19 protein-coding genes are annotated in these 20777 nt (G+C 54.5%); 6 read left to right on the top strand and 13 right to left on the bottom strand.

Translation table 11 applies throughout. The annotated features are described in order from the left end of the window. Window positions 1-2: 2 nt before the first annotated feature. The 8 genes from VLX68_03120 to VLX68_03085 all read right to left on the bottom strand — a co-directional run bounded on the left by VLX68_03120 (window position 3) and on the right by VLX68_03085 (window position 8665). Window positions 3-746 carry a hypothetical protein gene (locus VLX68_03120; protein ID HUI91218.1) on the bottom strand — a complete coding sequence of 248 codons (744 nt, stop codon included), beginning with the start codon at window positions 744-746 and terminating at the stop codon, window positions 3-5. A 4-nt stretch (window positions 747-750) separates the two neighbouring features. Then, window positions 751-2502 carry a caspase family protein gene (locus tag VLX68_03115; protein HUI91217.1) on the bottom strand — a complete coding sequence of 584 codons (1752 nt, stop codon included), beginning with the start codon at window positions 2500-2502 and terminating at the stop codon, window positions 751-753. After that, window positions 2502-3254, bottom strand: coding sequence for a hypothetical protein (locus VLX68_03110; GenBank protein HUI91216.1), 753 nt, complete (start codon window positions 3252-3254; stop codon window positions 2502-2504). The genes VLX68_03115 and VLX68_03110 overlap by 1 nt, the downstream gene beginning before the upstream one ends. Before the next feature lie 22 nt (window positions 3255-3276). Then, entirely contained in the window at window positions 3277-3456 is a 180-nt protein-coding gene (locus tag VLX68_03105) for a hypothetical protein (GenBank protein HUI91215.1), read from the bottom strand. 284 nt (window positions 3457-3740) lie between these two features. Then, the gene (locus tag VLX68_03100) at window positions 3741-4238 is read right to left on the bottom strand and encodes a sigma-70 family RNA polymerase sigma factor (GenBank protein ID HUI91214.1); all 498 of its coding nucleotides are present in this window, start codon (window positions 4236-4238) and stop codon (window positions 3741-3743) included. Window positions 4239-4364: 126 nt separating this feature from the next. After that, a complete protein-coding gene (locus tag VLX68_03095) occupies window positions 4365-5237 on the bottom strand; it encodes a hypothetical protein (protein HUI91213.1) in 873 nt (290 codons plus the stop codon). Between the two features lie 498 nt (window positions 5238-5735). Next, window positions 5736-7031 (bottom strand): hypothetical protein, encoded by a 1296-nt coding sequence (locus VLX68_03090; protein ID HUI91212.1) that lies wholly within the window; start codon window positions 7029-7031, stop codon window positions 5736-5738. A gap of 191 nt (window positions 7032-7222) precedes the next feature. Next, window positions 7223-8665, bottom strand: coding sequence for a serine/threonine-protein kinase (locus VLX68_03085; protein ID HUI91211.1), 1443 nt, complete (start codon window positions 8663-8665; stop codon window positions 7223-7225). Between the two features lie 211 nt (window positions 8666-8876). Here VLX68_03085 and VLX68_03080 point away from each other — a divergent pair, with 211 nt between their 5' ends. From VLX68_03080 to VLX68_03065, 4 genes are all read left to right on the top strand, one after another. After that, the gene (locus VLX68_03080) at window positions 8877-9458 is read left to right on the top strand and encodes a sigma-70 family RNA polymerase sigma factor (protein ID HUI91210.1); all 582 of its coding nucleotides are present in this window, start codon (window positions 8877-8879) and stop codon (window positions 9456-9458) included. A 10-nt stretch (window positions 9459-9468) separates the two neighbouring features. After that, entirely contained in the window at window positions 9469-10494 is a 1026-nt protein-coding gene (locus tag VLX68_03075; GenBank protein ID HUI91209.1) for a FecR family protein, read from the top strand. A gap of 92 nt (window positions 10495-10586) precedes the next feature. Next, window positions 10587-11030, top strand: a complete 444-nt coding sequence (locus tag VLX68_03070; protein HUI91208.1) for a hypothetical protein — start codon at window positions 10587-10589, stop codon at window positions 11028-11030. A gap of 190 nt (window positions 11031-11220) precedes the next feature. Beyond that, window positions 11221-12096: a hypothetical protein gene (locus VLX68_03065; GenBank protein ID HUI91207.1), complete on the top strand. Its 876-nt coding sequence runs from the start codon at window positions 11221-11223 to the stop codon at window positions 12094-12096. Between the two features lie 10 nt (window positions 12097-12106). On the opposite strand, the gene VLX68_03060 is transcribed toward VLX68_03065, so the two are convergent. Both VLX68_03060 and VLX68_03055 read right to left on the bottom strand, forming a co-directional pair. Then, complete coding sequence (locus VLX68_03060) at window positions 12107-12628, bottom strand: NUDIX domain-containing protein (protein ID HUI91206.1); 522 nt, start codon at window positions 12626-12628, stop codon at window positions 12107-12109. 10 nt (window positions 12629-12638) lie between these two features. Next, a complete protein-coding gene (locus VLX68_03055) occupies window positions 12639-13235 on the bottom strand; it encodes a rhodanese-like domain-containing protein (GenBank protein HUI91205.1) in 597 nt (198 codons plus the stop codon). Window positions 13236-13336: 101 nt separating this feature from the next. Here VLX68_03055 and VLX68_03050 point away from each other — a divergent pair, with 101 nt between their 5' ends. Next, window positions 13337-14191: a glycosyltransferase gene (locus tag VLX68_03050; GenBank protein ID HUI91204.1), complete on the top strand. Its 855-nt coding sequence runs from the start codon at window positions 13337-13339 to the stop codon at window positions 14189-14191. Between the two features lie 21 nt (window positions 14192-14212). Here VLX68_03050 and VLX68_03045 read toward each other — a convergent pair whose 3' ends face one another. Next, a complete protein-coding gene (locus VLX68_03045) occupies window positions 14213-14551 on the bottom strand; it encodes a hypothetical protein (protein HUI91203.1) in 339 nt (112 codons plus the stop codon). 415 nt (window positions 14552-14966) lie between these two features. Between VLX68_03045 and VLX68_03040 the strand changes: the two genes are divergently transcribed. Further along, window positions 14967-16751, top strand: a complete 1785-nt coding sequence (locus VLX68_03040) for a hypothetical protein (GenBank protein HUI91202.1) — start codon at window positions 14967-14969, stop codon at window positions 16749-16751. A 281-nt stretch (window positions 16752-17032) separates the two neighbouring features. Here VLX68_03040 and VLX68_03035 read toward each other — a convergent pair whose 3' ends face one another. Further along, the gene (locus tag VLX68_03035) at window positions 17033-17338 is read right to left on the bottom strand and encodes an STAS domain-containing protein (GenBank protein HUI91201.1); all 306 of its coding nucleotides are present in this window, start codon (window positions 17336-17338) and stop codon (window positions 17033-17035) included. Window positions 17339-17340: 2 nt separating this feature from the next. Beyond that, window positions 17341-20391, bottom strand: coding sequence for a hypothetical protein (locus VLX68_03030; GenBank protein ID HUI91200.1), 3051 nt, complete (start codon window positions 20389-20391; stop codon window positions 17341-17343). Between the last annotated feature and the right edge of the window lie 386 nt (window positions 20392-20777).

Raw genomic sequence — 20777 nt, 5'->3', positions numbered from 1 at the left:
AATTATCCATTGAAGTTTTTCAAGTAATAGCTTGCCGTCAGTTTCCCGCTGCTGTAATTGAGATACCCCACGCAGCCGATGTCCGGGTTGTAGTAATAATAGCTCACATATCCGATGCCTGTCTCTTTGTAGAGGTAGCATTTGTAAAACGCGCCGCCCGTCACCATGCTTGAGTTGGGCACAAAAAACTGCGCTCGCGTTGACAGGATTTCCATGGTGACGGCAAAGGCGGAATCGTTTGCGGAATCGGGATTGTAGGTCCATGTCTTGCCGCTATCGGCGGGGTAGGCGAGCCACAGCTTTTCGGCCGGGAATAGGTGCGTTACGCTATCGCGGTACCATCCGATGACGTATAACCCGCGCTTGTCAAGCGCATAGGCTCCCCGGTGCACCACGAGCGCGCCGCTGTCGCGGTTGTCCCATTCGTATTTATAAACGTATGCCGGAAAGTCCTGCTGGTAATTCTGCCGGGTGATGGCCACGAGCTGGGTGTCATTGACAAGACCGTAAACAGCGGGAAGTGTGAGCACGAGGTTGACCCTGCTCGGGCTGATCTTGTTCCCGAGCGGGTCGTAGGCGGTGTAGGAATAATCCCATTGGTTCCCCGCGGCCAGCGGCAGGATGCTTTGCGTAGTAGGGAACGGCGGGTTCTGGGGCGTGCCGATGCTATTCGGCGCCATGTTCGAGGCGCATCCCGCAAGGAGGGCCACGGCGGTGACAAGGATGCTTCGAAAAACGGTATTCATAAAATCATTCCGATCTTGTAAATGAAAGATGCACGTTGATAAACACGCTGCCGTCCAGCCCGCCAAAGTTGCAGGAAAGCGGCGTCAGCGCGGCTCCGGCGGGATTTTGCTCCGGGACGGGCGAATCGATGCCGAGCCCGCATGTGCCGTACTGGTACCGGTAGCGGATTTTCGCGCCGATGTCCAGCCATTTGAGCGCGGGCCAGGTGTAGCCGACGGCAAGGTACGGCGCCGCGGCGGTTCCCCGGTAGGTGGCCGAACCGGAGACTTCCCTGTCGTACAGAGAATCATAGAACGTGGACTGAACTTTCAACTCCGGTTCGTAAACCATGAGCCCCACGTGCAGGGAGAAATTTTTTACATAGGGTAGTTGGAAACGGTAGCCGCCGCCGATGTCGATCGCCGTGACGTTCAGCGCCTGCGCCACCTGCAGCCGGCAGGCGTAGGACGAATTATCGGTCAGGTTCATTTCAGCCCCGTTGTAATGTGAAGACGAGGCGGTGTAGTAATTTCCAAACCCCAGGTGCGCCTCGTATTGTTTCCTGACAATGACCTCACCGGTTATCGCCGGCACCATGAGGTATTTCGGAAAGGCGAACCCCGGGCTCATGGAGAACGCGTTGAAACCCGCGAAACGCTGCGCGAGGGCGGAAGAAAGACCGGTGAAGTTGTACATGCCGTACTCGCCGGACAGGGTAATGCCGATCTGCGCCCCGCGCCGGGTCTCTTCGCCCTTTTTATTGGCCGCGGCCTGTTCGTCGGGTGAAAAGTCGGCGTTTTTCACCGCGACCACGGACTTTTCGTCAACCTTGACACGTGCGATGAAGCGCTGCTCGCCCCTGCCGTTGATCACCTGGTAGGCGCCCTGCTTAAGCGCGATCATGACGCCGGTATTCGCCTTTTTCGCAAGGTCTGCCACCACGATCCCCTTGTCGCTGAGGATGGTGATGTCGCCGGCCACGTCGCCCGAAAGCAGGATGCCGCGCGTGCGGATGTTGAGGTCGGCGAGCACGATGTCGCCCTCGCCCTGGATGCGGAACTGATAGGAGGGGTGTTGCACGCCGCCCGAGGTGCCTGCCGTGCTCGAGATGGTGTGGTTGTAGGCGTACTGGTACGCCTCGCCCAGCGTTACGCGGCCGTCGCCGGCCATGTCGCCGCTGCCGCGGAGCGCATTGACAAAGTGGAACGTGAAAACGGAGTTCCCGTACCGGTCGGACTCCTGCGCGTTTTCGTCTATCGAGCTCGAGCAGAGGATCACCTGGCCCTTGGTCTTGGCGTCGTCCCTGAACAGAAACGGCTCGTCGAGCCTGCCGCCCTTGATGCGCGTGAAGCTGCCGCTCTGGCACGCGTCAAAGATGCCGATGCGGATGTCGGCGGGGAAGGCAGTGAGCTTGTCCTTCAGCGTCCTGAGCGGGTAATCGCCGCTTCCCATTTTGAGGTTGGCAACGTCGGCGTGACCAGAATAATAAAGAAGGAACATGTTGCCTTTTGAGCCGCTCATCCGTTCGGAAAAATCGCCGAGCGCGCGCTCGAAATCCTGCGGCGTCTGGTTGTAAAGAATCACCAGATGCTCTTTTGCAAACCCGCAAAAATCGATGAGGATGTCCGAAAGAGCGGCAAGATCATTTTGGACATACTTGAGTTCGGCATAATTGCCGGACGCCGTGCTGTTGCCCACCAGCAGCGCGTAACGTTCGCCAAAAGCAAGAAATGACGAGGCAAGGAGGATGATGAGGAGCAGTGAATGCTTCGGCATCAGCGCTTCTCCCGTTGAATGGAAAGCAGGTACGGCACGGCCGTAAATTCCTTATCGTCAATTGCGGTTGAATCGATGGAGTGGCGTCTGTCAAATGAAATTTTAAGCTTTTCAACAAGGCGCGGCACGAAAAAGGGCCTTTCCGAGAAGATACCTATGAACAGCTCGCGGCCGGTGTATTCGTCGAGCGCGATGCTGTTGGGGAGCGGCAGGTCCTGGCCGCGCTCGAGCGAAAGCGAGCTGTCGCGCGACTGCGGGTAATACACCGTGACTGCGCCCGCGGTGTCCATGCTGACGAGCGCGAAATTGTTTTTCGCGCCGCAGGAATACAAGAACTGTATCTTCTCGCCGGTGAAATATTCCCGGCCTGCGCGTTTTTCAACGCCGCCCTCGCGGTTCTTCACAAACAGTTTGAGTGCCGTTTCGCCCTTGATCCGGTAGCCGGGCTCGGGCCTGCTCGACAGGAACAGGTAACTCGCGCCTACCAACAGTATGAGCGAGGCGGCAAGCGCATATGCCTGTCTGCGGGTGTAGAGCAGCAGCTTCCCTGTGTGTCGAACGCTTGACCGGGCTGCGGTCGTCTCGAACGGCTGCTCCCGTAGAAAGGCAGCCTTTTCGGATTCCTGCGATGCAAGATACCCGGCACATTGTTCGCACGATGCAACATGCCGTTTGATTGCGTCCCGTTTTGCGGCTGGGAGGTCTCCCGCAAAGTAGGAGAGCAGTTCTATCTTGTCAAATTCATGTTCCATAAAATTTCCGGTTAATCCCGAATCAGCATCCGAGTTTTGTTGACTGGCGGATGATGAGAGCTTGTTTTCTGCCTGTTTTCGCCAAAGACTTCGGAACCAGCCCGACGTCAAAGTACCTTGTGTAAATTCTTTTGCAAACGGTGCCGTCGTCGACGACCCTTATCGTATCGAGGGAATCTTGTGCGTATAACGGATCATTCATTATGATTTTATAACTGCCGGGTCCGTGGAAAACCGAGTAAGCCGAATCGGCAGGGCTGAAAAAGCACCAATCGGAATCGGTCCTTGAATTTGAAGAAACCGAAATGGTGTCGGTGTTGGAATAGATCGCAGTCAATCCCGAAAGGATTATTTTCTGATTTGTCGAGGCGTTATAGAAGGATAGGACTACCGACGGGCTGATGCACCCCGGGCAGGCTTCATAGTGCGAGGAGGTATTACACCCCGTAAATATAAAAAAAATCAAGATCGCAACAGCTTTTTTATTCATATCCCGAGCCTTTTCCTGATTCCGGGAAGGCTATTCTTGAATTTAATGAGATTTCTCCGTATGGTGGCGGGAGACTGGCCGGTAATCTTTTGTATCTCCCGCTGGTCAAACTCTTCCACATAGGTGTAATACACCGCGTCCCGAACTTTCCTGCTCTGGTTCATGAAGATCATTTTTATCAGGTTTCTCTTTTCAAAACAATCTCCCTCATCCTTCACTTCCGCGATATCGTCCGGCTCGATGCCGTCAACGAATTTTTTATTCGCCCTGAGCATGTTGAAGCAGTGGTGCTTGGCCGTGTTGAAAATCCAGGGAACGGTCCTTTCCTTATCCCGGATTCCGGCGTACTGCTGCAGCAGCTTTAGAAACACCGCCTGCAGCGCGTCCTTGGCGTCGTCTTCCGAGCCGAGGATGCGGAGGCAGATGCGGTGGATCAGAAAACCGTATTTTTCGTACAGCTCCTGCGCAGGAACTGTCCCGGGATCTTGATTCATACAGTGCCGGTTCTCTATGATAGACACGGATGAAAAGGCATTCCGCTCAAAAATATTTTTCCGATTAAAAAAAGAGGCGGGCATCGCAGCCCGCCTTCATTTCCTCCATGCGAAAAACCGGCGGCATTACTTTTTCTTGAAATTATCCTTGAGGTCCCCGAACGCCACGTACCGGTCCTTTTTGCCGCTGGTGATCACCGAGTCATACAGCGGTTTTTCGTCCTTTACCCATTTTTTCTGCTTGAGATGCTGGTAGACCATTTTGAGGCGTTTTTCATGGGTGACCGAGATGAGAATGGTGTCCCCCTTCAACTCGTACCTGCCGGCCGACTGGAACTTCCAATCCTCCTTGAGATCAGGACTCGTCAGCCCCGACCGCTCTTCTGTAATGTCAACTTTGCCGTCGGCGGCGAAGGTGTACTGTTTTTTCTCCACCGCCTTGGCGCCGTTTTCCTTGTCGTTAAATATGCCGATCCAGGTGCCGATGATTTTCGGCTTCACCTCTTTTGCAAGCTGCTCGTCTTTTTCAAGGCCGGCGAAAATGGCGGTTATTTCCTGGCATTTGGCCTTTGCATCGGGCCAGTTTTTAGCGTTTACCAGCGCGTCGATGACCCCAAGAAGGCTGTCCGCCTCCTTCAGGTTGGCGCCGGACAGGTTGAGTTTTTTCTCGCCGAGCGCTTTGCGCGCCGCCTCGACCTGCGGCTGGACCTCTGCCGTGGTGGCGCCGTAACTGCCCTCGGCCTTCGTAAGGATTGACATTGCGGAATCGTAATCGGCCTTGGCGCCGATGCCGTTGCCGAGCTTTTTCGCCGTCCGCGCCTGCGCGATCATTACCCTCGCCTCGGTGAGCATCGAGTCGGGAACGCCGTTGGCCTGCAGCGTCTGCATGCGCTGCTCCGCGTCGCTGAGTTTCTTCTCGCTCACGCCGCAGCCGGCGAGCATGACGAACAACAGACAGGAAACCGCCAGAACAGAAAGGATCCTTGCCAGGACTTTCATACCGTTTCCTCCAGTATAAGGGTTTGTTTCCGATGGGGGGATGAGTTCTCGCTATCAGTAAATTAAAACGATTGGGGAGGCAGTGTCAAGGGAATACAGGGTTATCTCATGGTAGTGCGGTTGATATGAAAAGATAAAAATAATCTGGTGGGGGAAGCATCCCCCTGGCCGCGGCCCGGCCGCGCCCCAAATTGTTTTTATTATTTCGCATCCGAAAACTTGCACGGCCGGTCCAAATATTGCATTTTCGCGATATTTCCGGCCTGCCATACATCATACCTATTAAATTGTGATGCGGAGAAATTGTCCGATCGGCGCCAAAATGGTTTGTTGACGAAGCAGAACTTCGCCGCGGTCGTCGAGTAGCCGCTTTTAAGCGGCGTATCGAGACGAAGGCGACTCGGCGGTCCAGCAACGAGGCGAACAGCCGAGCCCGGAAGAAGGCCGGCCCCGCGAAGCGGGGGAACGCTCATTTTAATCTTATCAATAAAAAACCGATTACGGCTCTCTCACTGTATTCTCATCAATGATTTCCTGTATCAGCCTTGCCAACCTTGACTTTTGCGAAAACGGCCTTTTGGGAAAAGCGCGGGACAGAAACGCGCAATCCGCGTTTTTTTTGACATGGGAGGATTTGAACAATCTGCCCGTCGCGCCGAAGATGCTTTCGTTGGCGCGGTAATCGAGGACGATGCGCAGCGCCCATGCGGTCCGCGTCGGGAACCAGATGTTCAGGAATTTCCGGACAAAGGGAATCGAGCGCGCAAACGAGCCGGTCGCCTCGTTGAGCCTGCGAAAGCGCGGCCAGTTCGACTCGTTAAACGTCGCGAGGAACTCGTCGTAGTGCCTGAACACCGCGTCCCACAGTGCGCGGGCGAAGCCGAGGCAGGGATTGATAAACGATAAAACGCCTGAAAAACGTTTCGTGAGAAAGTCGGGAACGGGGTGGTTGAAAGCCACCGGAGGGTCGAGATCGAACGCGGGCCCGTTGAGCGGCTCGCCGGTGACAAGCTCATAGGCAGCGAGCGCGACGCTGTAGGTGTCTTGCGATTGTGCACCGAGAGACAGCGCCGCGTCGCGGTGCCGGATGGCCGGCGGGATATACTGGGCCATCACGGTTGGCTCGACACCCGAATAATTGTTGAGGAACCTCGGCGTGACGGCCTGGGAGAAAAAGACGGTGTGCGGGAAGATGTTGTTGTGAAAAATGCCTGCGTTGTGTTTTTTCCGCATGATGTCGGCAAGCAGGGCGGCAAGGGCGAGACGCTCGCGCGACGGGAGCCGCTGCGGCCATGCGCGTCGCGTGGTATCGAAGGCGTCTCTCACGGCGGCCAGGGGATTTCTGCGCACCTTGAACGACAGCCTGAAGCTTTCGCGCACCGCAGTCAGCGCATCGCGGACAAACGCCATTCTGTTCCAGGTGTAATGGGGAGGGAATCGGTCCTTGATTTGCGCGAGGAGCATGGCGAGCGTGACCGGCGGCACCGGCGTGATGTACCACGTCAACAGCTCCTTGTTGTCGGTGTAGGCATATTTTGGCGGCGGCGCCGACATGTGCTCGAATGACGATGCCAGCCCGGCCTTGAGCCCGAGGCTCTTGAGCTCGGCGGTCATTTTTTCCAGCGAAGGATATGCGACCTCCTCCACCAGGATTTCGTCCGATGCAATGACGTCTCTGCCGATTTTAAGCATCTGTTTTGCGCGCACAAAGCCCGGGCATACGCCCGAGATGTTCTCGAGTGAAAGCGGTTCCGTGAACCGCTTGGTCACTTGCATGACGGTGTCATCGGGCATGGGAGATCCTGTGAGTGTTCTACACCTGTTATAAGATTTGCCACAGAGACACAGAGGACACAGAGGGAACCAACAGTTTACAGTTGGAAGTTGAAAGTTAAATGTGCTTTGTTCTTGCTGCTGCTTTCAACCTTCAACCTCCAACTCCATTCTTTTCTCCGTGCTCTCCTGCCTCCATGGTGAATTTTTTATCATGGCGCGTTCTGCAGCGCGGTTTTAAGCAGCGCGCTGTTTTCCCGATACCGATCCTCGATACCGAAGCGCTCGAGCTTCTCCCACAATTCCAGCAGAAACGCGCAGCTGGTCCGCTCCGGCTCCTTTTTCCTGGCAAGTTCGGCGGTTTTCGCATGCAGAAGGTCGAGGCACGCCATGAGGCGCTCTGTTTTCTTGAGCTTGTACAAGAGCATGATCCGGTTGATATTCGTCTTGTCGTCGGCCTCGGCGTTGTCCCGCACGGCGCGTTCGCACCGCCGCAGCACGTGTTCGTATTCGTCAACAAGCGTCTTGCCCAGGATGGTGGCCATGATGTCGTCCTTTTCGGCCGCGCCGGGCACGCGTCCGCAGAACGACTTGATCGCGCCGTCAAGGTCGCGGATCAGTTCGCCGGCGCTTGCGTAGGTCCTGCTGCGCGGCGCGTTGTATCCCTTCCGTATAATCCGGGCGAGGCGCTCGATGAAGGCGGGTTTTTTCCGCGCCTGGTCGTGGAAGAAATCGGGATGGTCGCGGAAAAACGTCTTGAGGTCGAGGCGCATGCCGCGCATGATGTCGGTGAGGATGGAGGGCAGCGGCGAGCCGGCAAAGGGATTGACCCGCGTGGCGAGCTCGAAAAGGATGGTGGACGCCAGCACGCTGATGTCGAGCTTTTCACCCTTGTAGGCGCACACATATCGGCCGGCGGAGTCGGCGGTGACATGCTCGCCCGTCGACCTGCGCGTGAACCGGCCCGGGCTCTTCTCGAAAACGTCGCTTTTGTCAACAGGCACCGTGTCGAAGTAGTAGCGCGAAAGGTAGTTGGGGGTGCCGAGGATCACCGGAATGCCGTCGTCCATGGCCATGGTGACGCCCGTGTCGGACGACACGTCGCGCGATATGCCGAAATCCGTCACCTTCACGATGCGCCTCGTTTCGTGCACGAGGATGTTGCTGGGTTTAATGTCGCGGTGCACGATGCCCTTGGCGTGGATGTCGTCGAGCGCCATGGCGATCTGGCGCGCCAGCACCCATATCTCGAGCGGGGTGAACGGCGTCTCCCGCAGCAGAATGAAGTCCTCGAGGCTCAGGCCGGGAACGTATTCCATGCTGAAAAACGGGATGGAGCCGAAGTTCTGCAGGGCGTATTCGCCGCACTCATACACGCGCACGCAGGAGTCCGAGATGTCGCCCACGATCTTGGTGGCGCGGATCTCGCGCTTGAACCGCTCAAGAATGTCGCCCGCGTCACCCTGCGCCTGGGTGTGGAGGAACTTGAGTGCGACCGTGAGCCCCGCGGATTTCTTCGCCTTGATCACCACGCCAAGCCCGCCCGATCCGATCAGCGATTCGCACAGATACTGCTCAAAGCCGAGCGCTATGACGCCGTCTTTTTTATAGAGGGCGTTGATGAATTCAGCCGGAACGCCGTAGGATACAGCCATGAAGCGGGTCCATCTTTTTCAATCGAATTGCATACGCTTATTGCACAAGTAAATAGGATGAGCTATAATGTAAGCAAGCTCTTCTTCAATGTTTAAAATCAGCGTCATCGTTTAAATCGGCAAAATCAAAGTTAAATAGTCGGGTAGGTTTTTTTAAAATAATTGTATATGTAGTCAGGTACCAGCGAATAGTGATTCCGGGGCGACCCTTATGCAAATACACCTCACCGATGACGCATCCCTGGTAGCGCGGTGTGTTGCACAGCCGCCCGACAAGGGCGCGCTCAACGAACTGATCAGCCGGTACGGGAGGCTGGTGATGCAGACAATAACGTGGGTTTTTCGTAGATATTCGGCGAAGGACCAGGATGAAATAAAGGATGTATTTCAGGAGGTGTTTGTCTCTCTTTTCGATGGTGATTGCAGGAAGCTCAAGGCGTATGTCCCTGAAAAGGCGGGGTTGGGCACTTACCTGATGACCATTGCCCGCACAACGGCGATAAATGCGCTCAACCGTAGGAGAAAAGGACCGGTCGAGCCGCCCGAGAATGTCATTGACGAAGAGGAAGGGTTCCTTCCCCTTGAAAATGGCGAGATAATGGAAAAAATAAAGGGCTTGCTTGTCGATTTCTCGCCGCAGGAACGGCTTTTTTACCATCTTTACTTTGAAGAATGCATGCCGCCGGAGACCATTGCAACGGTGATGGGCGTGGCGGTTGATACCATTTATTCGAAGAAGGCGAAGATTGTTCAAAAAATAAAAAAGGGTATGCGTCGCGTCGTCGCGAAGTAATGAGGCCTATATGGACTGTCTCAAGCAAAGCCAGATATTGGAATACTGCCGCGGAAACAAATCGGCGCCGTTTGAGGAGCATCTTGCCGATTGTGCTGCGTGCAGGGAGAAATTGCTGGCGGTGATAGCCGGGGAAAATCCGGAAAACAAAGTGCCGCAGGAGCTGGTTGACAAAACCGTCGATGCCATTATTTTAAAAGCTCAGACACTGCATAGAAAAGAAGCCGCTTTTAAGAGTCATGAATATTCTTTTCCGGCATCTTCTATTTATAAATTCGCGATTGCTGCGGGGATCATCGCGGCGCTGGTCTGCGGATATTTTCTCGTAAAAGGCCCCTTCAACGACTACGCGTCCATAAACTTCAGACACGTGAGCCCCTCGGTGAAGAGCGGGAAATACGGCCCGGAGAACAATACGGCATTGCCTGAAACCGTTGTGGTGCGGAACGGATCGGATCAGAAGAAAAACATGGTGCTGGTGTTTGACTCCGTCAACATTCGCGTCGGAAAAGTACCGGTGAAAAAGGACCGGGAGGCGCTCATACGGCTGGGCGGCAAGACCGGCATCGAGGCGGGGCCGGCGGCCGTGATCAACGTGAAATCAAGGACCGATACAACGGTTTTGGTCGAACTCACCAAGGGAACGGCGCTTTTTACCGTCGAGAAAAACAAGTTCAGGCAGTTTGTGGTGCAGACACCCACGGTGCGGATCGTTGCCGTGGGCACGGTGTTCAGCGTCATTGCCGACAGCGTCTATGCCATGGTGAATGTCGTGGAGGGCGCGGTGAAACTCGAGCATGAGAGAAGGCCCTCGATCACGGCCATGCTCAAACAGGGCGACGGCGCGTTCGCGAACCGGGACTCCATCATCAATGTGATGATCCAGAACAGCCAGATGCTCAGGGTGCGTGAGAAATTCCTGCGGGACTATATTGAGGGCGCTCTTTCCAGGCCGGGATCAGGCACGCTGCCCGGCAGTTCTGGAGAAAGCCATATGATGCCTGAAGACGTAAAAGGAGCGAATAAAACAGAATAAATGTTTTGCATAATTTTGGGCGCGGGGAGAATCCCGGGAAACCATGCGCTCGTCGGAGAAAAGGAAAACGAGACTTGACAAAGGAGGATATTATGAGATATCTAAGAGTATTGATTGCCGTGGGCATGCTGCTGCCGTGCGCAGCGTGGGCGCAAAAGCAGATGTATGCGATTCCGGTGCAGAAGGATGTGCCGGTGTATCAGAACCGGATCAGAAAAGTGTATGAAAAGCCGTTGTTTGTCATGGAGGAACAAGGCCGGTATGTTGTTGTGGAAAAAGCAAAGGATGCGTTGAAAGTCCAAGACGGGGACAGAAAAGCAGGATGGGTTGAGAAAGGTAAAGTAAAAACAGTTTTGGAAAATAAGGAATTCTCGTTTGATGCCGTGCAAGTTCAGCCCTGGATTGATAATCCCCAGCTTGTTGTTATCATTGACGGTAACGATCCGAGTGCTAAACCAATTGTCCTAGAACGTTCCTTTGCCGATGCTCTTCGGGAGAACGTCGACCAGGAAACAATCAACCGTCAGGTGAATTAATGTAATTGGATACTGACTGCCGACGTCACTCCCGCGCACGCGGGAGTCCAGTCACCAGGTGAGACATGGATTCCCGCTTTCGCTGGAATGACGCATCACAAACCTCAGTCGCCTAAGGTGATAAGCCCCTGAAAAACCTCAGGGGCTTTTTTCTTCATCGACCTAACTCCCTATCGTTTATTTTTATTCCATGCACATCCGCCGCGTCACAATCATCAGGATAAAAATCATCCTTGGCACTGTCCTGATATTTTTTCTTGTCTCCTGCGAAAAAAAACAAAACACCTGTCCCTTTCATCCCATCCCGCGCACCTGGGTCTATTCCATCAAGCAGCACAACGACTCGATCTACTTCTCCACCTCCGAGGACGGCATTTTCCAGTTTCACCCCGACCATCCCGAGGCGTTTCGCCGCATCGGGCGCGTGGGGAGGCTGCCGCTCCGTTCCATGGTGTTCAGGGAAAACGGGGCATTGTTCGCGTCGTCGTATTATTCCGGCGTTTACCGAGCGGAAAAAGACACGCTGCTTCCGGTGTCATGGGCGCAATATGCGGCATGGTCCATGAAGCAGGACGAGCGGGGAAGACTTTGGATCGCGGGAATAATGGGCATACGTTTCGAGCGCAACGACAGCATGATCATGTTCAAGCCCTTGTACGATGCGCATGACATCGCCTTTCTCGGAAAAGAAATCGCCGTGGCGCATATGCGCGGCATATCGGTGTTTGACAGGGAAAGCGGCACCGGCACGCGTGAGTACTGCAAGGGGGTCGTGTGCTGGGTGGTGAACGCCTACGACTCGCTTTTTATCGCCGGCGGGCTCGGCCTTTGCGCAATCATCGCCAGGGACCGGTGCAGGACCATACTGCTTGAACCGAAAGACAATCTGGTCTGGTCCATTGAAAAAGATTCACACGACACGCTTTTTCTGGGCACGCAGAAAGGGCTTTTCCGCGTTGCGCCGGGAAGCGGCCGCGCCGAACTCGTCGGGTTCGCGGGTCAATGCGTCAAATCGCTGCTTATTGACAAAAGCGGCAGGCTGTGGGCGGGCAGGTTTTACAAATAATAATCCGCCTCTAACGGATTTTCAGCGCCCGGTATTTCCGCAAAGCGCGTTTGGTGGAGGGAAAACCGATCCGTGAGAAGTCGATGGCCTCCGGCTTCGCATACATCACGGCGGCAATCTCGCCATTCATACGCAGAGTTGAAAGAGATTCCGGTTTGCAAATAAAAACAGTGTCAATGGTGAAATACGTTACATTCTCATAGCGGTATACATTGGGAAACGACCCGAAATATTTCATGCGGGAAATCCCGATATTCAATTCTTCCTTTATTTCCCGGCCCAGCGCCTCTTCCATTGATTCGTTATATTCGGTAAAACCGCCCGGGAGGTCCGTCTTTCCCTTTTTGGGGTTAGCGTTCCTGACGGTGAGGATGATGCCCTTCGAGGTCTCCACAATCCCCGCCACGGCCGCCGTACAGTTGTGGAAATACACGTATCCGCATGACTTGCAATGCATGCTTTTTGCATCGGCCGCGCTAATGCCGCGCCTGCCGCATTTGGGGCAGAATTTAAAATGCGTGTGTTGGATCACGGCAGCCTTATTACCAGCAAAATTTTAAAATTTTCCCTTTGGTGTCGAAAATCTGGGTTGAACCGTTTTTAAGATCAACGAGTCTTATAATGCTGCGATGCCCGGTAAAATGACATGTCATACCGGTACTTGTTTCTGTTTTTAGATGCCCGGCAGTTCTTGAAAACGCCACAGAAGTGTTCGCCGTCATGGAATTTTCCGGCAGATCCGAAATCGGCAGAAGGTTGGCGCGGGGCTGTTTGGGTCCTGTCCATAAGCTGAATCCGCCGGACATGCTGTAAACACTGGCAAAGCCCGCGCCGTCAAGCATGGTCGCGGCTTGGGCGCTGCGGCCGCCCGATCTGCAGTAGAGGATCACGTTGCTTGTTTTCGGGATCAGCGAATAATTGGCGGCGAACACGCCCTGGTTGAGCGACATATGATAGGGCCGGCATGCGGCGTTTCCCATCACCGTGTCGACCTCGCTGGTGTCGCGCACGTCAATAAGGATGAAACTGAATGGCGGTCCGCCCGTTATCCACGCGGAAAGGGTGTCCGCGCTCAGCGCATGATACGCTGGCGCTGACTGGACAAAAAAAATGCACATGATAAGAAAAAAGTATCGCATTCCACCAGTCCTCCGTACAATAAAAACAGCATTCGGCTTTTCGTCATCCGCTACACAAAATATATTTGATAGCATACCAAATCACATCTTCCGGGAATCAGATGGCGTCTCCGTTAACATGCGAAGTGGTTATCCCCAGCTATAAAAGGTTTGAAAACCTCAAAACGACGGTGGCCGGCATACGGGTTTTGTACCCTACGCTCAGGATCTGCCTTGGCCTTCAGGGCGACATGCCGGGACCGGAATTGGAGCAGTCGCTTGCGGCCGATCCGAACCTCCGCATTGAGAAACTTCCGTCGCCGAGCACAACCATCACTATGAACACGTGCATCAAAAACTCGTCTGCCGACATCATCCTCATCCTCGACGACGACGCAGTGCCGGTGCACGGGTGGATGGAGGCGCACCGTGTCGCGTTCGAACAATACCCTGACCTTCCTTACACCGGCGGCAGGGAAGTGCGCCTGTCAAGGAAGCGGCCGCCGCTCGAAGAGATCATCTGCATCGTCAACGAGTGGATTTTCGGGCTCTTTCTTCCGAAAGACCGCAAGACCAGCGGCAGGATCGTGGGCTGGTTCAACTGGATCGGCCTCTTCTTCGGCAACTTCGACATGCCCGGCGCCTGCGTGGTGAACAATCCGCGCGGCTGCAACATGGCGGTGCGGCGCGAAGCCTTCCTCGCCGCGGGCGGGTTCAGCCCCGACATCATCGGCAACGGATACCTGTTCGAGGTGGAATTCGGCCTGCGGCTGGCGCGCCAGAAAAAGTTCGGACGGTATGTCGGCGACGCCATCGTCATCCACCATGAGGCGGCCACGGGCGGCAGCCGAGTGTACCAGCGCATGAAATGGTTCCGCGACTACATGCACAACCACCAGCAGGTGATGAAGATCGTGGGCCCGCAGGGATGGGTGGGCTCGGTGCCGCGGCTTGTCAAGAGGCTGCTGTCCTGGTGAGACGGGTCTGGCCCGGGCCGGTTAGGTATTTGATTCTGCTTTGACAAGTTTGTTCACCAGCTCTCCAAAACGCCATACGTTTTCTCCGTATCTCGCAACAGACCTTAAAGTTTGAACAAGGGATGAATATTTTTCGCCGGTGATTTGTTTCTTGAGAAGCAGAAAATTGAGCATTATCAGCGAGTTGAAATAAATGATATTGCATCGCTGGGCTTCCACCAGCAGCTTTTTATCCTCCGAGATAAGGGGAAATTTGTTGATGACGCAGACTTGAATCAATTTCTGATCCGTGGATAAATCTTTCGTTGGAGCAGCGATGATTTCAATGCCCGCGATTCCTTCATTGAATTCGTCAGCCACTTCCCGTATGGAATACAATCTGCATGATCCGGCGAGCAGCGAGAGGCAATTGATTTTCGAAAGGTAAATAAGTGATGAGGTGTCGATGATGGCGGAAGAAAGAGAAGAGAGGCGAGAGATCGTGTTGATGACATGAGAAATCATTGAGTTTTGCAGGTCGTGTTTGTGATTATGGCAATTGAAAAAGGCAATTCGATTTGACAAGGTAAAAAAATATCATGGGCCAACGGCTGAGACAAACGAGATTCGCGGCCTCGGAACGTTGCAACCGGTAAACAACGGATTTTTTCCATGGGGAAAGATTTTGCGGCTTGACACTGCAACTTCCGCCCACCTATTTTGGTTTGATTTTCACAACAGTCACCTGCAGTTCAATAACCGGATTTTCAACATGGAATTATAAAAGGGAGGTTGCATGATTAAAAAAGTATTTCTGCTCTGTTCCGCTCTGGCCGTTGCGGCGCTCATGTTTTCCGGGTGCTCGCCCACGAAATCGAACCACCCGCCAACCGGCATTTCACTTTCGAACACGACGCTGGTTGAAGGCGCGGCATCCAACACGGCGGTCGGGATTTTTTCAACGCAGGACCCGGATGCGGGCAATGTGTTCACCTATTCGCTTGTCTCGGGGGTTGGCGCCGCCGACAACGCCAGTTTCATCATCCGCAACGACTCCCTTCTTGCCGCGGTGTCGTTTGACTATAACGTTACAAAGACCTGCTCGATCCGCGTACGGACCAAAGACCAGAACCAGGCATCATTCGATACGACCTTCATCATCGCCATCCTCCATATCAATCATGCTCCAACGGCGCTCGCGTTCGTAAGCGCCGGCATCAGGGACAACGCCGCGGTCGGCTCGCTCACGGGCACGTTTTCCGTCACGGACAGCGATGCGGCCGACCATCACACCTTCATGCTCGCGATGGGGACTGGTTCGGACGACAATGCCAGTTTCACGGTGAGCGGGGACTCGCTGCTTACCGCGGTCGCGTTCAACGCGACGGTAAAGGCGTCCTACACGGTGAGGATAAAGGCCCTGGACGATTCCGGCGCGGCCGTCGAGCAGGCGTTCACCATAACAGTCGCACATGTCAACCATGCCCCGAGCGCGGTCCTGCTGAGCAATGCCTCGGTGCTCGACACGGCCGCGGCGGGGGCGTTCGTGGGGAAACTTTCCGCGACCGACGCGGACGTCGGCGACCAATTCACCTATTCGCTGGCGGCCGGCGCCGGCGCGGGCGACAACGCGAGCTTTATCATCAGGAAAGATTCGCTTCTGGTAAACGCCCCGCTTGACGCAAAGGTCAAGGCCGCTTACGCCATCCGCGTGCGCGCGCGGGACGATTCCGGCGCCACCGTGGATTCGGCGCTCACCGTCACCATCGTCCACCGGCCCACCGACATCCTGATCAGCGATACGTCGGTCCTTGAAAACTCGGCGGCCGGCACCACGGTGGGAATCCTGCACGCGGTCGACAGGGATTCGGCTTCCGAGACCTACCAGTTTACCCTGGTGGGCGGTGACACCGCGCTGTTCGCAATAGCATGGGGCGCGCTCAATACCAAAAGTCCCATAGCGTACGATTCGTTGAAAAACACGTTTTCGGTGGTAGTCAAAGTCACCGACAGTTATGGGGGTTTTTTCCAGAAGACCTTTACCATCAGCATAAAAAAAATCATCGTCATCGACGGCGTTGTCATATTTTCCGAACGTCCCTCGACCGGAGGCGTCCTGAGCAGCAGTTATTCCGTCTGGGACCTGCCGGATTCCCTCGGCAACAAGACCTACTTCAACTGGACGCCGTACGACCATTTCGAAGGGACCAAGGCGTATGAGCTGACCACCAACGGAGCGCATTATTCGGAATGGGGATTTGAGTCGTATACCCCGGAGTCGCTCACGGTTTACGCGGCGGGAAAATTGCACGTGGCGCTGATGGGAAATACGCCTGAAATCGGGATCGGAATGGCCTCGGGCGACAGCGCCGACACGCTGTTTGTAAAGGCGACCGATTACGGGTATGTTGCGGACGGCAAGTGGCATGAGGTCTGGATCCCTCTTTCGACATGGGCGTCAAAGGTGGATTTTACCGCGGTGACCATGCTTGTCGGTTTCAAATGCCCGGCCGTGCCCGGAGGGGCGTACGTGGTCGGGTCCACGTACACGGTTGACGATATCTACATTACCAAAAACTAATCCGGCTATTTTTCAAGGTGGCACTGTATCGAACGGGCGGGGCTGAAAAGCCCCCGCCCGTTTTTCATTCGCGCATTCCTGCCGGAACAAATCGTCATTTCGCGACGGATGTGCCCGTTTTCTTTGCGGCGTTTGATTGGCGGTTTTAGTTTCTTTTACTGCGGCTATCTCTTTTGCGGCATAGAGAATGGCTTCTCAATGATCTAACAGGCATGCCGTATGCCGGCGGGCGTTTCTGCCGGAGGGCCTGTGGCCACGGGGAAGGACTGAAGAGCGATCTTTTATTTTCCCATATCGTCAAGAGCATCGGCGATGAAAAAGAAATGCGACAGCTTGGTGCTCGCGAACATCTCCCGGAGGAACTGGTCGGGCCGGTACAGCACGAGCTTCTTGCCCGTGCTGTTCGCCCTGCGCTGGTAATTGATGAGGAACTTGAGGCCGTAGGAGTCGCACAGCTTGACATTTTCCATGTCGAACACGATGGTCGCCGCGTCCCTGTTTTCGAACATCTTGTCGACGATCACGCTCAGGGCGTCGGCGTTGCCGAGGAACAGTTTTTCACCGAATTTATAGGTAAGGGTCGCCATGGTCAATACACGTCCAGGTACGCCTCGCCGATGAGCCCGGACGGCCTTCCGTTCATTCTGATGACGTTGTCGATCGTGTTCATCACGCTCACCGACAGCTCGTTTCGCTTCGACTCGCACACGTCGGTGATGTCCATTTCTATCGGATGCCAGGTGTAGGTGCCGAGCTTGGTGGTGTTGAGCCCCACCGAAACAGGGCCCGACACCTGCGAGAACTTGAGCACGAGCCGGTTGTAGTCGCTCGGAATCTCAAAGACCTGCTTGTAGGTGCCGCACCCGCTCATGTACGGGTAGCCGTATTTTGTCCATGAATCATGTCCCACCATCGGCTCGGTTGTATCGATCACCCAGCCGTTGCTGCCCTTGAGTATGTTGAAGGTGCCGGCGATGAGCGGCGGATAGGTGATGGTCATGGGATCGAACACGAGGCCGAGCGTCCTAACGGAAATCCTGTTGAGCCCTTTCCGCAGCGAGTCCTTGATGTTGAAGCAGAGCACGTTTTTGCAGTAGAGGTCGAGGCAGGGCTTGTGTCCGTGTTCCGCGGGGAGCGGCTCCTGGATTACGCCCGTCAGCGACTGCGCCGGCGCCGGCGGCGGGAACAGTGCAAGGAGCGCGGCAGGAGCCAGCGAGCCGGTCTCGGTGATGCGCGTGCCGTTGATGTTCACCTCAACAGACTTTTCCCCTTTTGCAAGCACCGCGCACGCTCCGCCCACGCCGCACAAAGAGAACACGGCCATGGAGGGCAGTTCCTTCACCTCGAAATAGGTCTCGTAGAAATGGGAATACCCGCCGAACTCGCGTGACAGGCCGATGCGGGTGTTCCATGCAGCCAGCGGCAGCACGTTGAGGGAGCACGGCGAGAATTGCCACTGGTCCTTGAGCACGATGCGGTAGTTGCGCTGCACGGTGCCGATGACGTTGATAGGGGGCTTTCGACCCTTGGGCATCGACGTCACGGCCTGTTTCTGGGACGTCGCGATGATGAAATAGGTCTGCCGCGGTGAGAAATTGAGGTTGATCCTGCAGGTATCGTCCTTCCGCTGGACATCGATGATCTCGTGGGTTTCCCCCGAGGCGCAGTCGGAGAAGTAGAAATACTTCTCTTCGGGCACCTCCACCGCGGCGAAGTAATCGAGTGAGTCCGACCTATTCTGCAGGCAGTACACGGTCTGGCTCCCCGCGCTTCCCGAGGAGGCAACGATGTCGGGGCATTTCTTCCCCTGCACCGTGACCGCCACCATCGACTTGACATGCGCGAGTATGCTTTCGAGGTTGGCGGCCGGCGACACATACACCCGGCCCGATTTCGAGTGCACGATCTTGTTCACACGCGACGTGAACGGCGGCGTGACGCCCTCGTCGATGGTACCCTGCGGCGCCTCGTCGATGAAGACGATCGTCGATTTCTTGCTCGCCATTCGTTCGAGAAAAACGAAGAGGTTTTTTGAGACAAGGCGAGCATACGGGATGAGGAGGGCCTGGTAGTTCCCTTTTCTCGCTTTGCTGGGCGTGTTGAATTCACCGTTCGAAAAGAGCGAGCACGACAACAGCTGCTCCTCGCTGATGATGTCGAAGTCCAGGGTGAGGTGGGACAGCTCGTCCATGGTTTTATGGAGCGAAAGCATACCTTTGCGCACCGCCTCGTCGTTGCCCGGCAGGTAGTCGGCCAGGATGGAGTTCGATGGCATGAGGATGGCCGCTTGGCGCGAAAGCTGGAGCGGGCCGATAAGCTTTTTCACGCGCGCCGCGTAGTCGCACAGCAGGAGCATGTTGTCGGCGCCGGGCGAATACCATGACGGGTTGTACGGCGTTTTAACGTAACTCCGGTGGTCGACCGAGAAAAAGCATCCGTCTAAAACGATGCGCGACGGGCCCGACAGGACATTCTGGTCAATTTCGCTTTTGAGACTCTGCAGCGTGGCGGCGTTACCCTGACGGTTCCTGCCGATCACGGTTATGGTCTCGCGTCTGAATTCCTTGGCGTTGGCGTCCGCCATGGCCCGCACGATGCCGGCGTTTTCCTCGCAGCCCTCTTGGTTCTGTATCCCCACGGAGGCGAAGCCTTGAACGGGAATCGCGGTGCAGTCGCGCAGCATGTTCGCTGCCTTCTGCACCGGCCGCTCTGCGCAGAGCACCCAGTGAGAAAGCCTGTATTTCTTGCACCATTTGTCAAGAATAAGCGTAAACCGTTCATGCAGGGATTGGGCCAGAAACGAGTATACGTGCGGCCTGTTTTTAATATGCGCAGCTTCAGAATTGAAAAACAGGCTGGGAAGGAGCGGAACAAGGTTTTTTTTGTACTTTGAGCGGTATTTCACCACCAGATCGTCATCCCAGGGAATGGAATTGTCAGCAGGAAGGTAGGCGGGAACCTCTGTGATGAAGCCCTCGAAGGTGAGAGGCATGAATTTTGAAAACCTTTTTTTAAAGGACTCCCATACCGTTTCGATGTAGGATCGTGCGGTCTGCTCCCTGAAGGCATTGGGTATATAGGCGCAGACAGGGTCTGCTACATATTTTTTCCTGAATATCATCACCTGCCACGACCCTGCGGGCGCCTTCCAAGACACCGTGTTTTTGTCCTGGGTCACGGGAATTGTTTTTGTTTTGGAAACGATGACCCTGTCGTTTTCGATTTTCCCTATTTGGACAATGGCGTTTTGAGGGTCGGCGATGATCCTCTCAAAAACGGTTTTACTATGAATAACCTCGGAATGCTCAAGCACCAGGCATTGCGCCCTGAGGTGCCGGTTTTTTCCTGCGATGTTGTCGAACGCGCCGTTCCAAGGCAAAGAAAAGTCCTCGGCAAGCCGTATTCCGATTTTCGCCCTCTGAGCGGTTTGCAACGCAAAAAGAAATAAACTGAAAAATTCTTCAGAAAGAAATGAAGGCGTCATGTCTCTGCTTGCTTTTATCGCCACGCCGCCGAAACCTTTTTCAATAAAGAAGGCTATTTGGCTGGCAATTTCTTCCCTAGTGATGTTGAAATTCCAGATCCAGATCGCCCACGGCCTCATTTCCCGGGGCAGGTTTGCAGGCTTTATCTCGGGCACAATAAAAGCCGGTTTTTGACGGACGGCTTTTTGAGACTCTGATTTTCCAGTTATTTTTTTTTGTTTTACAGAGTGGTGTTTTGCAGACTTTGGGTTTGATGCCTTGTGTTTTGCTGACTTTTTCAAAATCATCGCTCCTGGCCGAGGTGGATTTCAATAATTATAATAGACTTTTCAAAATAAATAGATACATTTCATCCGTCAAGCAAATAGTGATAATAACGTGGTAACTTTGTAACTGTAACATATTGAATTACAATAAGATATGAATTTAAAATAAATTTGAAATTTATTATTGAAATTGGAAGGATATAAATAAAATTGGTTATATCCAATAATCCGGTGATTGAGTAAGAAATCCGGCACGTTCGTTGAATATATATATA

It is taken from the genome of Chitinivibrionales bacterium, from assembly GCA_035516255.1.
Classification (GTDB): Bacteria; Fibrobacterota; Chitinivibrionia; order Chitinivibrionales; family FEN-1185; genus FEN-1185.
This window is presented reverse-complemented; position numbering and strand designations above follow the sequence as displayed.

Coding starts and splice junctions, on each gene's coding strand:
- VLX68_03070 (HUI91208.1), top strand. CDS start 10,587: ATGAGATATCTAAGAGTATTGATTGCCGTGGGCATGCTGCTGCCGTGC.
- VLX68_03035 (HUI91201.1), bottom strand. CDS start 17,338: ATGGCGACCCTTACCTATAAATTCGGTGAAAAACTGTTCCTCGGCAAC.
- VLX68_03080 (HUI91210.1), top strand. CDS start 8,877: ATGCAAATACACCTCACCGATGACGCATCCCTGGTAGCGCGGTGTGTT.
- VLX68_03065 (HUI91207.1), top strand. CDS start 11,221: ATGCACATCCGCCGCGTCACAATCATCAGGATAAAAATCATCCTTGGC.
- VLX68_03090 (HUI91212.1), bottom strand. CDS start 7,031: ATGCCCGATGACACCGTCATGCAAGTGACCAAGCGGTTCACGGAACCG.
- VLX68_03050 (HUI91204.1), top strand. CDS start 13,337: ATGGCGTCTCCGTTAACATGCGAAGTGGTTATCCCCAGCTATAAAAGG.
- VLX68_03040 (HUI91202.1), top strand. CDS start 14,967: ATGATTAAAAAAGTATTTCTGCTCTGTTCCGCTCTGGCCGTTGCGGCG.
- VLX68_03115 (HUI91217.1), bottom strand. CDS start 2,502: ATGCCGAAGCATTCACTGCTCCTCATCATCCTCCTTGCCTCGTCATTT.
- VLX68_03105 (HUI91215.1), bottom strand. CDS start 3,456: ATGAATGATCCGTTATACGCACAAGATTCCCTCGATACGATAAGGGTC.
- VLX68_03075 (HUI91209.1), top strand. CDS start 9,469: ATGGACTGTCTCAAGCAAAGCCAGATATTGGAATACTGCCGCGGAAAC.
- VLX68_03100 (HUI91214.1), bottom strand. CDS start 4,238: ATGAATCAAGATCCCGGGACAGTTCCTGCGCAGGAGCTGTACGAAAAA.
- VLX68_03095 (HUI91213.1), bottom strand. CDS start 5,237: ATGAAAGTCCTGGCAAGGATCCTTTCTGTTCTGGCGGTTTCCTGTCTG.
- VLX68_03110 (HUI91216.1), bottom strand. CDS start 3,254: ATGGAACATGAATTTGACAAGATAGAACTGCTCTCCTACTTTGCGGGA.
- VLX68_03055 (HUI91205.1), bottom strand. CDS start 13,235: ATGCGATACTTTTTTCTTATCATGTGCATTTTTTTTGTCCAGTCAGCG.
- VLX68_03120 (HUI91218.1), bottom strand. CDS start 746: ATGAATACCGTTTTTCGAAGCATCCTTGTCACCGCCGTGGCCCTCCTT.
- VLX68_03085 (HUI91211.1), bottom strand. CDS start 8,665: ATGGCTGTATCCTACGGCGTTCCGGCTGAATTCATCAACGCCCTCTAT.